Origin of the sequence: Sphingobacterium athyrii, assembly GCF_003071065.1 — a bacterium.
GTDB classification, from domain to species: domain Bacteria; phylum Bacteroidota; class Bacteroidia; order Sphingobacteriales; family Sphingobacteriaceae; genus Sphingobacterium; species Sphingobacterium athyrii.
Window position 1 is genome coordinate 1251839 of the sequence record NZ_QCXX01000001.1, and the last position, 16983, is coordinate 1268821.

13 protein-coding genes are annotated in these 16983 nt (G+C 41.6%); 5 read left to right on the forward strand and 8 right to left on the reverse strand.

Annotated features, from left to right (window positions below):
- Positions 1-84 precede the first annotated feature (84 nt).
- The 5 genes from DCO56_RS05405 to DCO56_RS05425 form a co-directional block, all read right to left on the reverse strand.
- Complete coding sequence (locus DCO56_RS05405) at positions 85-786, reverse strand: SIP domain-containing protein (protein WP_108632676.1); 702 nt, start codon at positions 784-786, stop codon at positions 85-87.
- Between the two features lie 73 nt (positions 787-859).
- Positions 860-1429, reverse strand: a complete 570-nt coding sequence (locus DCO56_RS05410) for a Crp/Fnr family transcriptional regulator (RefSeq protein WP_108632957.1) — start codon at positions 1427-1429, stop codon at positions 860-862.
- Between the two features lie 76 nt (positions 1430-1505).
- Positions 1506-2297, reverse strand: coding sequence for a siderophore-interacting protein (locus DCO56_RS05415; RefSeq protein ID WP_108632677.1), 792 nt, complete (start codon positions 2295-2297; stop codon positions 1506-1508).
- Between the two features lie 32 nt (positions 2298-2329).
- On the reverse strand, positions 2330-2983 hold the full coding sequence (gene ribB, locus DCO56_RS05420) for a 3,4-dihydroxy-2-butanone-4-phosphate synthase (protein ID WP_108632678.1): 654 nt from the start codon (positions 2981-2983) through the stop codon (positions 2330-2332).
- 12 nt (positions 2984-2995) lie between these two features.
- Positions 2996-4198 carry an MFS transporter gene (locus DCO56_RS05425; RefSeq protein WP_206531885.1) on the reverse strand — a complete coding sequence of 401 codons (1203 nt, stop codon included), beginning with the start codon at positions 4196-4198 and terminating at the stop codon, positions 2996-2998.
- 800 nt (positions 4199-4998) lie between these two features.
- On the opposite strand from DCO56_RS05425, the gene DCO56_RS05430 reads away from it, so the two are divergent.
- From DCO56_RS05430 to DCO56_RS05445, 4 genes are all read left to right on the forward strand, one after another.
- Positions 4999-6303 (forward strand): MFS transporter, encoded by a 1305-nt coding sequence (locus tag DCO56_RS05430; RefSeq protein WP_108632680.1) that lies wholly within the window; start codon positions 4999-5001, stop codon positions 6301-6303.
- Between the two features lie 18 nt (positions 6304-6321).
- Complete coding sequence (locus DCO56_RS05435; protein WP_108632681.1) at positions 6322-9843, forward strand: nitrate reductase; 3522 nt, start codon at positions 6322-6324, stop codon at positions 9841-9843.
- Between the two features lie 4 nt (positions 9844-9847).
- Complete coding sequence (locus DCO56_RS05440) at positions 9848-11302, forward strand: rubredoxin (protein WP_181390461.1); 1455 nt, start codon at positions 9848-9850, stop codon at positions 11300-11302.
- 256 nt (positions 11303-11558) lie between these two features.
- The gene (locus tag DCO56_RS05445; RefSeq protein ID WP_219929320.1) at positions 11559-12242 is read left to right on the forward strand and encodes an NTP transferase domain-containing protein; all 684 of its coding nucleotides are present in this window, start codon (positions 11559-11561) and stop codon (positions 12240-12242) included.
- A 171-nt stretch (positions 12243-12413) separates the two neighbouring features.
- On the opposite strand, the gene DCO56_RS05450 is transcribed toward DCO56_RS05445, so the two are convergent.
- From DCO56_RS05450 to DCO56_RS05460, 3 genes are read right to left on the reverse strand one after another with little or no spacing between them, the layout of a single operon-like run.
- Positions 12414-12764 (reverse strand): DUF7009 family protein, encoded by a 351-nt coding sequence (locus DCO56_RS05450; RefSeq protein ID WP_108632684.1) that lies wholly within the window; start codon positions 12762-12764, stop codon positions 12414-12416.
- A 27-nt stretch (positions 12765-12791) separates the two neighbouring features.
- Entirely contained in the window at positions 12792-15083 is a 2292-nt protein-coding gene (locus tag DCO56_RS05455; protein ID WP_108632685.1) for a xanthine dehydrogenase family protein molybdopterin-binding subunit, read from the reverse strand.
- Between the two features lie 24 nt (positions 15084-15107).
- Entirely contained in the window at positions 15108-15578 is a 471-nt protein-coding gene (locus tag DCO56_RS05460; RefSeq protein WP_108632686.1) for a (2Fe-2S)-binding protein, read from the reverse strand.
- Positions 15579-15849: 271 nt separating this feature from the next.
- Between DCO56_RS05460 and DCO56_RS05465 the strand changes: the two genes are divergently transcribed.
- On the forward strand, positions 15850-16980 hold the full coding sequence (locus tag DCO56_RS05465; protein WP_108632687.1) for an XdhC family protein: 1131 nt from the start codon (positions 15850-15852) through the stop codon (positions 16978-16980).
- Positions 16981-16983: the final 3 nt, after the last annotated feature.

Here is a 16983-nt window from a genome sequence, read left to right on the forward strand (position 1 = left end):
TAAAGGCAAATTTTCCCTTCAGCAAGTCACAGCATTACCATTTGTTAAGACATACGGTCATTAAATTTTTTGTGATTATTTGCGTTACCGTTTTTTTTTCCAAAAACTTTTGAAATAAATACGCTGTATGTCAAAATCGGGATTGTCTTTCAAAAATTTATATATGGCAGTGGCGTTTTCCGAATCGCCCAACACATAGGCGACTGTATTTTTGCCATCTTTTGGAAAATGAATGTTGATTAGGTCTAAAATACTTCTAGAGTCCATTGGACTTAAAATATAATATTTTAAAGGAAAACTATGGTCAATATCCGGGAATACATCCTCTTTGCTCCCTGCATAAATCAGACTGTAGACCTCTTTACTGACTGCAAGTGCCCGGTTGATCTCGTACAGATGCGATAAAGCTGTGATGTCACCAATTAAAAAATAATTTTCTCCGGATTGATCTATAACTAAGTCGCCTGAAGGTTCTTTGAAAAATATCGTATCCCCCTCCTGTATGCCTTTTACCCAGTCTGTACCTTCGCCGTTTGAGAATGTATTAATAGCAAGATCAGCTATGTTATAGACCGGTTCGTAATTCCAGAAAGAATATTCGCGGGAAACGCTGTGTGGATTATAATAAGGGTTGGAAAGAAATACATCCGTAGTAAAGCCTGCAACATATTTAATTTTGGAAAAATCAGCACTCTGGATTTTGATATGAATAGTATGTTCGGCTATCCTACTTTTTTGAAGAATAATACCGGTAAAGATTTCTGAAGTTGTACCCTGATTGCTCATTGTCTGAAAATTAATGATGTAAATTTGCTAAGACCTGCATCCTAAAACATTGACTTGAGTCAAAAAATGAAAATCAAAGCTTAGATTTCAACCGACTGAGTGTTTCCTGTGATATATTAAGATAAGACGCTACCATTTTGTTGGACAGCCGGCGCACTATAATAGGACTTTCGTCCAATAACTGACGGTATTTTTCCAATGCATCCTGAATAAGAAATGACATCAGTCGTTTGGTATTGTTAACGTAAGCAATTTCAAGATAAATTCGGTAAAACTTTTCCCATTGTGGTACAATCTCCAAAAGTTGGTAAAAATTTTTGTGCGTGATATAATAGACTTCTGAATCTTCTACTGCCTGAATAAATTCCTCGGAAGGTTCCGAAGTTATAAAACTGACTAAAGCAGTGGCAAACTGATTTTCAAAAGCAAAATACCGTGTAGAATCCTGTCCTTCTTCATTAATAAAGAAAATACGCACGCAGCCCTTTACCACGAAAAACGTCCGTTGGCTGGATTGTCCGTGCGTAAGAAGCAACTCATTCTTCTTCGCTTTCATCGGTTTGAAATAAGAAAGAATAGTCGCCAATTCCTCATTTGTTACGGATATTTTGCTTTTGATATAGGAAATTAAAAGTTCTTCCATTCCATTGAAATCAGTCTCAGTCAAATTTACCATTAATTGATAAAACGTAATATTGCCTCGATTTAAAATTTATCGTTCAGATGGTATTTCTTTCATCTTCTGATGCTCCGGCTTTCCAATAACTGCATGTGTAAATGAGATGCGGATTCCATTCCATTTCGTTTCGGAAATAGTTACGCAGTTCTTTTACCGTTTTATATTCCGCAGCAACATAAATGTAAGTATCTTTTTCATTATCTGAAAAACTATTCAATAATGCCTTTTCTGCTAAATGACTTCCGTTTTCAGGATTGGTGTTATGCAACCATTCCACTTCAACATTCGCAGCCGAACATAGCAAAATTTCATCTTCTTTGCTGTGGACTTCCAATATAGCCTTTGCTGACACTTGCCAAGGCAGCTGTTCTAAAATTACTGTTATCACAGGGACAGCAGTGGCATCACCCACAAAAAAATAAGCATCTGCTTTAGGAACTAATGCTCTTTTGCTTTCTTTCATCCCGATTCCCAAAGGGTCGCCTATTTTTGCATTGATTGCCCAGGCAGAAGCCGGGCCATTTTCCCCGTGAGCCACAAAATCAATCGTCAATTCTTTGTTTTTCAAGTCGATTTTGCGGTTGGTATAAGTTCTAGTAACAGCGGAAAATTCCGTTTTTATTTGCGAACCACCTTCTAGAAAATAGATAATGTCCACATTCGTCGGTGGTATGAAAATTTTATTATTAGAACCTTCCTGCACATTGGACAATAATGGCATTTGTTCATCTGAAATTCCGAACACCACGCGGATAAAGTGCGGCGTAAGGAACTCTTTTCTTTTGACGGTAAATACAGAGCGTATTTTCCGTGTATTGGTCTGATTTATCATTACACATTTGTTTTATAAAAACATCTCAGTTTTCAGTGGGAATTCCACTGTATGTATTTTCTGTACGCAATAATATCCTCAATAGATAAAACCATCAAGTTATTTTTACCGGCAAATTCTATAATCTCTGGCAGGCGTGACATTGTGCCATCATCATTCATTAATTCGCATAAGACAGAGATCGGTTTTAATCCAGCCAGTTTCATCAAATCAATACTCCCCTCAGTATGTCCGTTTCTGGCCAAAACACCGTTATCACTGGATCTTAGCGGAAATATATGTCCGGGACGTACCAAATCGCCGGGTTGGGCATTGTCTGCGCATGCTGCCTTGATGCTTGCAATTCTGTCGGAAGCAGAAAGGCCGGTTGTAGTTCCTTTTTTCGCATCAATAGAAACCGTAAATGGTGTATGAAACGGACTGGAATTATCATTCACCATAAAAGGTAACTCTAATTCATCTGCTTTTTCATTGGTAAGGCAAAGGCATACGACACCACTACAATGCCGAATCATCTGTACCATATCTTTTGTATTCATTTTTTCGGCGGAAAAAATAAGGTCGCCTTCATTTTCCCGATCTTCATCATCAATTAATAATACGCCCTTGCCAAATTGCAATTCTTTTATAGCGTTTTCAACTCGTTCTTTTGCGTTAGCACCGAATATTTCTAAGGTGTTTTTCATTCTTAGATTTTTTTACTTTTTGTTAAACATTAAAATTATAATCGACAAGACACAGCTTATGCCCCCGAATAAATATACTGCCTGATAATTGAACCATCCTGCTATCAGCCCCGCCATCGGACCGGCAATACCCAACGATAAATCAACAAATGCAACATAAGCTCCAAGAGCCGTTCCTCTCATTTGAGGTTTCACCTTTTTGATGGCTAATACACCCAAGGCTGGAAATACCAAAGAAAAACCGATACCGGTCAATCCGCATCCGATAATAGCAGCGGTTTTGGAAACAGAAGTCCAGATGAATACCTGCCCCACAACTTCTATAAACAAGGATATTAATGCAATTTTGTAACCTCCAAATCTGTCGGGAAAAGATGCAAAGAATATCCGCGTCAGTACATAGCACGCTCCAAAAACCATAAATGCTAGAGAGGCATCTCCCCAGTTTTTCTCAGTAAAGAACAAGGCGATAAATGAAGCAATACACCCAAATGCCAAAGAAGAAAATGCAAGACTTAATCCCTGACCAGATATTGCTCCGATTACTTTGTAAAAAGGTGTTCTGATATGGTCTTTGTCTATCGGGATTGCAGGAAGTTTTGCCGTGGCCAGCCAGCTCACAAATGGCAATACTATAATCAGCAAAAATGCCGGTAAATCCGCGAAAGATCTTTCTAACCAAATACTTAGTGGCGCTCCGATTGCGATACCCGCATACATTGCAATACCATTCCAAGTCATTACTTTGCCGGAATTAGAATGACCAACCAAACCGATACCCCAAGTTAAAGCACCGGTTACTAAAAAACTTTCCCCAACACCGTGAATAATCCGCGCTAAAAGTAGTAATACCAGAGCAAGAGCTCTGTTAACCTGAAAATAAACAGCCAAAACGTAAACAACCCCGGCAATGACAGCCAAAACAACACCTGACATTTTGCTTTTCTTCGCACCTTGGGTATCTGTAATTTTACCCGAATATGCCCGGGTTATTAAGGTTGAAACAAACTGTAAACCGATAACGAGACCGACAATGATACTGTCGTAACCGAGATTGCTCTGCACAAACTTTGGAAGTATACCTAATGCAATCCCTATGGTAAGGTACACCCCAAATACAGCTATAATAATCGGTGTGGTAGCCTGATAAAAATTAATTGTTTTCCCTTTTTCTAATGTTACACTCATAAAATTTTGTTTTAAAAAATAATTCAAGTGCAAATATGCAATTGCCGGAAAGGGTAAACATTGACTTGAGTCAAAAAAGGAAAATAGTTTAAAAAGATTGCATTAGATGAAAAACAGTATAAACAATCATTTGATGGTATTTTATCAAATCCGCCCCCGTTCGGTTCAAAAGGAGACCTGCAGATCTAGCCGCTAGGCTTACAGGGGAGAAAGTCTAGAACTTTTTTGGAGCAGTCAAAGAGTTATCCAACATGTATTTGATCATGAGCATTCAATTGATACAAATGTAGTAGCACAATTGCAAAAAAAATATTCAGAAATATGACTAATGAGATTAAATTGATGATTTAATTAACACAAAAGACCAAAAAAAATCATTATACATCAATAATTACAATAAAAATAAAAGATTTACAAGAAAAATAAGGTATTTACCACATAAAATAACAATAAAACAAACATAAAAATAAAAATACATAGACAACAAAACAAAAACATAATAAAAAAACACAAAATAACATAAATAATAAAAATAAAAACAACCAAAAACATGTTTTATATAATATTATTATTAAATTTGGTATAAATAATTGAAAAATAACATGATAAAAATCATAAAAATTCTTATCGGAAATGATTTTTTTAAAAATTAAAGCTATTCATTACAAATGAAAAAGAATAAAACGTGTTTTTTTATCGAAAATAAGATCAAAAACATTTTTATGAGATTTATTTCAACAAAAATTGACTCTAAAAAATAAAAAAAAACAATCAACATGAAAATTTAGATAATTATTTCAATCATCAACCCATAAACTTATTAAATCATGAACCTACAAGATCAACCTCTTAACAAGCTCCGTATCTTTTCTTTTAAGGGGGTACAGATGCGTACCTTTCACATCACATGGATCACCTTTTTCTTTTGTTTCTTTGGCTGGTTTGGTGTTGCCCCGCTTATGCCACTGGTGCGAGAGGAACTCGGATTAACTAAAAATGAAATCGGAAATATCATTATTGCATCTGTTTCAGCAACCATTATCGCGCGATTATTTGTCGGGAAGATGTGCGATACACTGGGGCCACGAATTTCATACACCATCCTCTTAGTTGCAGGCTCCATCCCTGTTTTACTTATCGGATTAAGCAATAGTTACGAGTCATTTTTGTTATTCCGTTTTTTCATCGGTATTATCGGCGCATCTTTTGTGATCACGCAATTTCACACGTCAATGATGTTTGCGCCCAACATTATTGGCACGGCAAATGCCGTAACCGGAGGCTGGGGTAATCTTGGCGGTGGGGTCACCAACCTAGTGATGCCGCTTATTGCCGCCGCGTTCGTTGGCATGGGCTTCGTTAGTCAATCTGATTCTTGGCGGATCGCTATGGTTGTTCCGGGTGCTATCCTACTCATTATGGCATACATCTATTATAAATACACACAAGACACACCACAAGGTAATTTCAACAAACTGTCCGCAGGTCAGGCAACAAACAAAAAGAAAAATGGTTCTTTTTTGCTCGCATTAAAGGACTATCGCGTTTGGATCCTCACACTCGCCTATGCAGCTTGTTTTGGAATAGAGATCACCGTAGACAACGTCGCTGCAACATTCTTCATGGATCGTTTTGATACAGGAATTATCCTGGCTGGAGCTTTGGCCAGTATCTTCGGCGGCATGAACCTTTTCGCCCGTGCACTTGGCGGAATTGTAAGTGATAAAGTAGGGCGAAGTTACGGTATTAAAGGCAAAGGCTTGATTTTGGGCATACTGTTGCTTCTGGAAGGAATTGGCATCAGCCTGTTCGCCACTTCCAATACCTTACTTCTTGCTATAATTACGATGTTGCTCTTTGCGCTCTTCCTTAAGATGGCGAACGGCTGTACGTATGGTATCGTTCCATTCATTAACAAGGATAACATTGGCAGTGTGAGTGGAATCGTCGGTGCCGGAGGGAATATAGGAGCCATGTTAGTCGGATTTCTTTTCAAATCTGAAACGCTCAGTTATGCTGATGCCTTTCAGTACATTGGTATCGGTGTTTTTGTTATAGGTTTCACTGTCCTCTTCGTACGCTTTCATCCCCGAACTGAAACTGTTGTTCAGAATGTATCATTAGAAGTGTAAAATTAGTATCCTTTCACTATGAATAAAGAGTCGAACAGTGTGTATAAAAGTACCTGCTGCTACTGTGGTGTGGGTTGCGGGGTGAAGATTTCGGTCGAGAAAAACCAGCTGATTTCAGTGACCGGTGATACCGAACACCCTGTCAACCAAGGCAAATTATGTAGTAAAGGCATGAACTTGCAATATACAGTCAACGATCGTTCAGACAGACTCCTCTATCCGCAGATGCGCCATCACAGATCCAGTCCGCTTCAACGTGTTTCATGGGATGAGGCGTTGGATCGTGCTGAAGCCGTCTTTCGTACATTGATTGCAAAATATGGTCCTGACGCAGTGGCATTTTATGCTTCCGGACAATGCCTTACGGAGGAGTATTATATCCTCAACAAACTGGTCAAGGGATTTATTGGCACAAATAATATTGATACCAACTCTCGTCTTTGTATGAGCAGTGCTGTTGCTGCTTACAAAAAATCGCTGGGAGAAGATAGCGTGCCGATATGTTACAATGATATCGAGCTTGCTGATTGCTTTCTGGTCGCAGGAGCCAATCCCGCCTGGTGCCATCCGATCCTTTGGCGACGTATTGAGGCGCACAAGGCTAAAAATCCAGAAACCAAAATTATCGTTGTAGACCCTCGTATTACGGATACCTGTGCATTGGCTGATCTGCATTTACAGATTAATCCGGGAACGGACATTGTGCTCAATTATGCGCTAGGAAGATTGCTTATAGAACAGGGAGATATAGACCTTGATTTTATAAACGATCATACCGAAGGGTATGAAGCGTACAAAGAGCGAGTATTCGAACGCACTTTATTGGAATCTGCTATAATATGCGGTGTCCCAGCGGAGGACATTGAACGTGCAGCCAGCTATATTGGCGAATCTAAAGGCTTTTTGAGTTTGTGGACAATGGGCCTGAATCAGAGTGTGGTAGGCGTTAACAAAAACCTGAGCCTAATTGACCTCAACCTGATCACAGGGAAAATCGGAAAACCAGGAAGCGGCCCTTTTTCACTAACCGGGCAGCCCAATGCTATGGGTGGCAGAGAAGTTGGCGGACTGGCCAATCTCCTGCCTGCTCACCGTGATATGGATAATAAAAAACATCGCGATGAACTTCAACAGTTCTGGTCGGGAACTATTGTGAGCGGCAAACCGGGGCTAACAGCTACTGAAATGTTCGAAGCATTAGCCGATGGACGATTGAAAGCAATTTGGATTCTTTGCACCAATCCCCTCACCAGCCTTCCCAACGCACGGCTTGTGGAAAAAGCATTGAAAATGGCTAAATTCGTCATCGTTCAGGAGATATCCAATAAGCCCCAGACCCTGGACTTTGCGGATATTATTCTTCCCGCTGCTGGATGGGCAGAAAAAGAAGGTACAATGACGAATTCAGAACGCAGGATCAGTCACCTGCACAAGGCTATCCCTCCCCCGGGCGAAGCTCTTCCGGATGCAGAAATCTTTTCACGATTTGCACAGAAAATGGGTTTTAAAGGATTTTCATATCCTACACCTGAGGATATCTATAAAGAACATGCCCAGTTAACCTCCGGGACAAGTATTGACATTTCTGGCTTAGATTACACACTTATTGACAGCCTGAAAACCGTACAATGGCCTTTTGATTTGAAAAAGAAACAAGGAACAACACGTCTTTTTCAGGATAAAAAATTCCTTACACCGAGCGGTCGTGCACAATTACATAGCCCTCCTGATCAGCATCACAGCGAACTGCCTGATCAAAATTTTCCACTTATCTTGACAACAGGACGGATCCGTGACCAATGGCATACAATGTCGAAAACAGGTAAGGTAAGTAAGCTTAATCAGCATATTCAGGCTGCATTTTTGGAAATTCACCCAAACGATGCAGCAACGCTGAACCTGGCTGACGGACAATTGGCAAATGTTTATTCCATACGAGGAGAAGTTCGTGTCAGGACACGGGTTAGTAAGACGATTAAGCCCGGAGTGGTTTTTCTGCCCATGCATTGGGGCAAGCTATTGGGATCTGATCTTCATAGAGCCAATAACCTGACCAACGATTTAGTGGATCCTATTTCCAAGGAGCCCGACTTTAAATTTTGTGCTGTACGTGTTGAAGCCCATGTGAAGAAGAAAGAACGTATTGTTATTATTGGCGCTGGTGCTGGAGCACATGGCTTTGTTCGCTCCTTTCGGGAGTTAAACAAGACCGATGAAATTGTCATTTTTAGCAATGAAGATCTGCCCTTCTACAATCGTGTTATGTTGCCACATTATGTGAGCGGAGAGCTTCAATGGGAGCAATTGGTCAAGATGAAAGATGCCGAGGAGCCCTTACTGGATATACAACATATACGTGGTGTGCAGGTTAACACGATTGACCGAGACAATAAGTGCGTCTGGGATTCCCGGGGAATCAAAACACAGTATGATGTCTTGATTCTTGCGACAGGCAGTCGTCCCAGTCTACCAAAGCATGTACCGCAATTGCCCGGTATTTTTACAATGCGCCGTCGTACGGATGCCGATCTTTTGAAACGGTACCTTCCCGAACAGGCACATGTCGTTATTGTGGGAGGAGGTCTATTGGGGCTTGAAATGGCAGCTTCACTCCGCGAGAATGGAACGAAAATCACCATTGTGCAACGCGTTTCGCGTTTTCTGAACCGGCAACTTGATTCTCTGGGAAGCCAATTGCTTCATGAACAAATGGTAGATCTCGGTTGTGATATATTCTACAATGATGAAGTTCAGCTATACTGTGGCCGCAATAAGCTGACAAAGATCGAATTAAAAAGCGGGCGACAGATAAAATGCGATGCTGTTATCCTGGCAATTGGCACTACTCCCAATATTGAGTTGGCTAAAGAGGCTAATCTCATATGCCAGCGCGGCGTGGTTGTGGATCATCATATGCAAACCAGCGACCCCACAATCTATGCTATTGGTGAGATTGCCGAATTTGAGGGAACACTCTATGGTATTACTGCAGCGGCCGAAGAACAGGCAGCTATTGTAGCGCATTACCATCAAGGTGATATCAGTAGTCATTACAAGGGAAGCCTATTTATGAATATTATCAAAATACAAGGTTTTGACCTCTGTAGCATTGGTTTGACGGAAGCACCAAATGAAGACTATGAAGAGATTATCTTTATCGACAAGGCTAAACGTTATTATAAAAAATGTATTATCTATCAGGATAAACTTGTCGGTGCCATTTTAATTGGAGACAAAAATGAATTTCTAGAATTTAAAAACCTGATAGCAAACAAGATTGAATTAAGCGAGAAACGTCTGCAGTTGCTACGAAGTGGTGCCGCAAAAGAAGATGTCATTGGCCGTTTGGTATGTTCATGCAGTCAGGTTGGAGAAGGAAACCTACAGCGACGTATGAGTGATGGATGTATCGATCTCCAGGAGTTATGTACATTAACTGGAGCCGGGACGGGTTGTGGATCTTGTAAACCCGAGGTTAAGCGCATCCTGGAAAACTATAGAATAGAAAAGGATCAGGAGGTAAAATCCTATGCAAAGTAAAACAATGAAAAACGAACAGTTCGTTAAGATTAACCTCTCGGGTGGTGCAATCTCCCCAGGAGAACTTACCAACCTATTGATCCCTCTGGAAGAAGCGGGTATAACGGAGGTTAAATTCGGTAGTAGGCAGCAAATGTACTTTAGGATAAATGATGTACAACTTGAAGAATTGGAGTACACATTGCTCAATCAGGAGTTCGCTTATGAAATTTGTCAGGAGGTATATCCAAATATTGTGAGTTCTTACGTCTCAGACGGGCTTTTCAATCAGAGTTCGTGGATACGTGAAGGGGTATATAAGGATGTGCTGGATAGTTTTGATTTCAACCCGAGGTTAAAAGTGAATATTGTGGATTCTACTCAATCTCTTGTACCCTACTATACTGGAAATCTAAATTTCATCACTTCCGAACTTAGTAATTATTGGCATCTGCAGCTTCGATTTCCAAAAAGCACATTATTTCATTCCTGGTCAACTTTAGTAAATACTGACGATATTGCTGGACTCAGTCAGTTTTTGGAACCGATGATGATTGAAACAATGATTACAACAGCAAATGAAGGACAACAACTTGGTCAAAAATTGGAGGGATTGGCTGCTGCCTCAGGAAAATTTCTTTTTCAGCCCATTGGGCAACCCTTTCCGGAAACCGCATTCAAACTCCCTTATTATGAAGGATTTAACACTTATCAAGATAGGCTTTGGCTAGGGGTATACCGGCGCTCTGAAACTTTCCCAATCACTTTTCTACGCGATATATGCACCCTCTGTATGCAACACAGGATTGGCCAACTCTATACAACACCATGGAAGTCGATCATTATCAAAGATATTCAAATCAGTACAAGACCATCCTGGGATGTTGTATTGGATCGACATCGGATTAACTTGCGTCACGCCCTCAATGAGCTCAATTGGATGACGGAAGATTTTGATCCCACAGCATTAGCCCTTAAGCAGGAATTGGTACACCATCTGAACTGGTTGGACATTCGTACCTACAAACTGTGTTTTGGAATTAAAATGCATCCCAAGAGCGGGATTTGGGGCTCTGTAATTTTGCGTTTCATTGACTCCAGCGATAATAAATCCTGGTTCCAAGTTGAACATACGCACGATTTTAACCCCAATTCAAGAGACTTTGTCACTTACCGTAAACGTGTGGAGCGCGGAGAGCTCACAGGTGTAATTTTGGCGCTTTGTGAAGATTTCTACCAGCTTCAAAGTCGAGAAGCAGTTCGTGAATTTTCTAATATCCCTATTCCGGCTACCACGGAAAAATCTGATCTAATCAGTATTACCTATCAATGCCCAGCCTGTCAGACAATCTACGACCCCATTTGGGGGGACAGTACACAGGATATCGCCCCAGGGACCTCATTTGAAGATCTGCCTGCGACATATTGCTGTAGTATTTGTGAAAACGAAAAGTTAACTTTCAGCAAATTGATAAAATAGTACCGATTAGACTTTCCGTTTTGACATATTTTCTTCCAGATATTGTTTGAGAAAAGGTTGCCGATTCTCTGTGGAAACATCGCGTGTAAATGGTCATCTTCGTCCAGTAAAGGCACATTGTCTTCCTGACGACCGTTTACACATCGCCGATCAATCAATACACCGTAAACTTTAGAAAATGATGCTACGGATTTCACGCCATCAAGTTTAACAAAATCATTAAGCGCCTCGTTGATGGAAGCGTTTCAAATTTGCGGTGAAAATATGTAACTTCAATAAGATTGATCCATTAAAAACAGTAATGATAGTTCCTAATGATAATAGAGCATATCCTTTAAATGGCCTGGTGCTTATCGGCGGCAGAAGTCGACGTATGGGGAGTCCAAAAGAAAAGATCAATTGGCACGGTAAAGAACAAGTGTATTATTTAGCCGATTTATTACAGAATTATTGTAAAGACGTATACATTTCTTGTCGTCCAGAACAGTTAGATGAAATAGACTACGGTAAAAAGACGGCGTCAAACTACGCATGGCTTTCCGATCGTTATAAAGATATAGGTCCTATGGGCGGTATTTTGACTGCTCTTGAATTTCAGTCAGACCAAGCATGGCTTGTCGTCGCTTGTGATTTACCCCTATTGGGGCCAGAAGCAGTCGATTACTTAGTCCAAAAACGTGATCCTCGAAGGATTGCCACTGCATTTACAAGCTCAAAGGACAATTTGCCCGAGCCATTGTTTGCAATTTGGGAACCCGATAGTTTGCCCCTAATCCAGCAAATGTTTGCGCAAAATAGATTATCTCCACGCCGGATTCTAATAGAACATCATGCATTGTGCGTTCAAGCGCCCGATCTGCAAATACTTACCAACGTAAATACACCTGCTGAAGCCAAAATTGCAGCGGCAATGATAACCAACAAAGGTCAAAGCCGCTGAAGTGCATCACAGTGAAGCATTTCGTCTACCTTTTTGTATACCTCAAGATTGTGTTTTTTTAATTTTGATCTTCACATATTTAGACGCCGGCATATTGCTTTCTTTTACTACATTGTTGATCGAAACAAATCCATTCGTCTCCGGAAATACGTCACTGTATTTCCGATATGCTCAGCATTTGAGATTTGGATTCGGAAAGTTGTCACTCTGATCCTCCATGGTATTGTCGAGGCAAGCAAAATCCTTTTCGACGAGTATTTTAACTGGTCCTGACTGACCTTCGAAACCTATTCTTTCTGTGTCCACCAATTCCTTTATCATATTGGTAGGTAATCCGATCACAATTTCATTTTCAACAAAAGAGGCAATGATTTGTGCAGTATCCGTTTGCACAATACGATATACAAAGGGCTGGTTGATAAATTCAGTTCGACAGTCAACCTCCCCAACATTGCCCAGTTTATTGATTTCAGACATGGTCAATCGCAGTCTAACGGAATTATCTTTAATCCTTATTTTCATTTTTATATTTTTTGTTCAAATTCTTTTTTAACTACTTAGATCAATTGGCAAGGTGTAGATCCGCTTCCCTGTTGCAGCATAAATCGCATTACAGAGTGCAGGTGTAAATGGCGGTACTGGAGGCTCTCCTACTCCGGTCGGTTTTGCGTCGCTATCGATAATATCCACATGGATCTGTTTCGGGGAATCAGGCATTCGAATGATCTGATAACCATCAAAATTACCCTGCTCTACCTGACCATCTTTTACCGTGATCGTGCTTTTGAGTGCCAGACTTGCCGAAAATTGCGCACCGCCTTCAAATTGAGATTTGATACGGTCCACATTCACGGCTAGCCCACAGTCGACCACATAGTAAACATTGGGAATACTGATTTTCTTGTTCTGATCCACATTTACCTCCACCACGCAGGCAACGTAAGTTAAGAAGCTTTTATGTGCAGCAAAGCCCAGTGCACTCCCTGCTGGCATGGATTTACCCCATCCGGAAAGCTTGGCTACCCGCTCGATCACCTTTTTCATGCGTGCTGTATCCCAAGGGTAATCTTCGATCTTCTCTCCATAATTGGGATAGCTTGTCTTGATCAGTTCCTGCTCAAAGGTAATGTGGCGGTCTTCACCGAGTAGCTCCAGGGCATTCGAAACAGCATCAATACCTCTTGCTTCAGCAATTTCGTCGAGCATTGTCGCAGCGGCAAAAACCTGTGGAATATTGCGCACAGACCTCAACCAGCCAATCCGCAGATGGGCTTTCGCATCATGCGTGGCAATATTGATCGCTGGAACATTGTAAGGAAAATCCGAGGCTCCCAACATTAATTCGCCATCACTGGGTTGTACCACCGATAAATCCTCTGTTGCAGAGATAGATGGATTGGCAATATGATGGGCCCAGCCGCTCAATTTATTTTGGTTGTCGATGGTAGCGACAATTCGTTGTACGCTCATGGCATGGTAGTAGTCATGACGGATATCATCCTCACGTGTCCACTGCACCTTGATCGGTAGACCAGATTCTTTGGCCAATATTGCTGCCTCCAAGATAAAATCAGGCTTTGACTTTCTACCAAAACCGCCGCCCAAGAGGGTTACGTTCATTTTCACCTTGTCCACTGCGATCCCCAGTTCGGTGGCTACCGCATCCCGTGCTCCCTGCGGATTTTGTGTACAGGCCCACACTTCGCAACTTCCGTTTTTCACGACAGCCAAAGCACAAGGCGGTTCAATGGTGGCATGCGCCAGGTAAGGCGCGATGTAAGTGTGTTCAATAATTTTTTTTGCATTCGCTTTTGCGGCATTGAAATCGCCACGCTTACGTCGGAGCGTTCCCTCCTGTGCCACCACCTGCTTAAGTTCTTCGATTTGCCTGGCTGAATCGTAGCCGGCATTGGGTCCCATTTCCCATTCTACCTCCAGCAAGTCGCGGGCTTTTATGGCGGCCCAGGTATTTTCAGCGATGATAGCTACCCCGCTCAATGGCTTGGATAAGGTGGCTGGCAGTCCGGCACCTTTGATCGTAATCACCTTGAGAACGCCAGGGACAGCCAGGGCTTTACTGTCGTTTACGGCTTTTACTTTTCCTCCCACCACCGGGCAACGCTTAATGACCGCAATTTTCATCCCTTCGACAACAGCATCAATTCCAAACACAGCTTTCCCAGTTACAATATTGTGTAGATCAATGATCGGTGTTTCTTTGCCGATCATATTGAATTGCTGTCTGTCTTTTAGTTTAACTTCGCTAGCTTTCGGAATAGGAAGGGTTTTTGCAGTTTCCACCAGGTCTCCAAAATCTTTTTTCTTGCCGGATTCCCGTTGGATGACCTGTCCATTTTTGGTGTCCAATTGGTCTACGCCAACGTTCCATTCTTTGGCTGCAGCACGAATAAGGAGTAATCGCGCTATAGCACCGGCTTCCCGCATAGGTTTATAGAACATCCGTACTGAAAAGGAACCGTCCGTGTTTTGGTTACCATATTTTTTTTCATCACCTTCAGCCTGGATTATTTCCACCTTAGTCCAGTCGGCCCCCAATTCATCGGCAACAATAAGAGGAAGAGAGGTGCGGATACCTTGCCCCATCTCTGAACGATGTGCGACAATGGTGACTTTACCATCTGAACCAATCGTCAAATACACATTTGGAGCCACAGTGGCCACTTTTTTACCTTTGTCATCACAGCTAAAGAAGCTTACACCAAGAACCAAGCCACCAGTAAGCAAGCCGCTAGCTTTTAAAAAGTCGCGTCTAGAAACAGTAAAAATCTCCGAATTGACCTTGTCGGTTTTTCTTTTTTGAAAAGGAGCTAATATTTTCATCTTGTTTATATTTTTGATCAATACCTAACCGTTTGTAACTGGTGTACCGGCTGCTTCTAAAATGGCTGCTTTGATTCTATTATATGTGCCACAGCGACAGAGATTGCCCTGCATAGCTTGCTCGATCTCCGCTACCGAAGGTTTCGCATTTTTCTTCAAAAGAGCAGCTGCATTCATGATCTGTCCGGTCTGGCAATAGCCGCACTGAGGTACGACATATTTTTCCCATGCCTCCTGAACAGGGTGATCACCCTCCTCCGAGAGCCCTTCAATTGTTGTAATTTTGCCCTCGCCGATCGCAGAGACCGGAAATGAACAGGATCGGATTGCAGTATCGTTGAGATGTACGGTACAGGCACCACATAGCGCTTTCCCACAACCAAACTTGGTCCCTTTAAGACCAATGATATCACGGAGTACCCAAAGCAAGGGCATATCCTCAAGCACATCAATTTCGTGCTTTTTGCCATTTACTAAAATTGAATATTTTGCCATAATCGTTATTTTTTCTTGTTTATGTAAGCGATATTTATCGGTCCGTATGGGATGAGCTCTCTCACTTATACACTAGCATTCAGTTCATTCAGTTATACAAAATCGTTAATTAAATTAATCAAATAATTATACATTTCACGGATGTTTTTACCATTATTACAGTTTTGGTGTTTTTTAACGCGTAATTCACTAAATTTGATAAACGGCATTGTATCATATCGCTGTTGATTTAATCATTATATCCGAGTTTCAATGCCTTGCCCGTATTTGCATGAAAGAGATTAAAGACATTGTTTTAGCTGCAGGTGTAGCTGCTTCCGAAAATATCAGGATGGTGCTTGCCACTGTGGTTAAGGTTGAAGGTTCCTCCTATCGAAGACCCGGGGCCCGCATGCTGGTAACAGAAGACGGGCAAATGACGGGAGCCATCAGCGGCGGATGTCTGGAAGGAGATGCCCTAAAAAAGGCTCTCTTAACTATCCATCAACAGAAAAATCGACTGGTGAGTTATGATACGAATACTGAGGAAGGTTCGTCAATCGGATTACAACTTGGATGCAACGGAATAGTTCATATTCTTTTCGAATATGTAGACCTTCAACGAACGGATCATCCAATCGCGTTACTGCAGCACTTGCTCCAACAGCGTGAAGAAAGCTTGTTGATTACGTTCTTTTCTACAGACAAACAGGGAGAACAAAAAGGAACCCGTTTACTTATTAAAGATTTGACGGAGCAGGTTTTTGCCGTAGATTCTCACTATTCGGCACTGCATGCACATATTCAATTCGCAAAAAAAGAACGGAAATCGGTCCTCACTTCCTTTCAGGAGAAAGGGGAAAGCAGCGAAGTGCTCATTGAATACCTCGTTCCTACCGTGCACTTGGTTATTGCCGGTGCTGGTAATGATGCACAACCTCTCGTAGAGATAGCGCATGTGCTCGGCTGGGAAATTACGGTGATCGATGGACGTGCCAGCCATGTCAATGCCTCGCGCTTCCCAAAAGCCGCTCAGCTTCTTGTATCTCCGGCACATGAGATCGCGACTAATCTAAGCATAGACCCATGGACTGTTTTTGTGTTAATGACACATAACTATGCTTACGATCTTGCACTCCTTAAAGATTTGATGCACACGTCGACACGTTACATTGGCTCATTGGGCCCGAAGATCAAATTACTACGTATGTTCGACGATATGCAAGAGGCCGGTACAACCATTACTGAAAGTCAACGAAGCATTATCTACGGCCCAGTAGGACTCGATATCGGTGCCGAAACTTCCGAAGAGATCGCCATAGCAATCGTTGCAGAGATTAAAGCTGTGCTGAACTGTAGGCCAGCAACTTCATTAAAGTTCCTCAAAACGAAAATACATACTGAATACCCTACAATAATTTAGAAA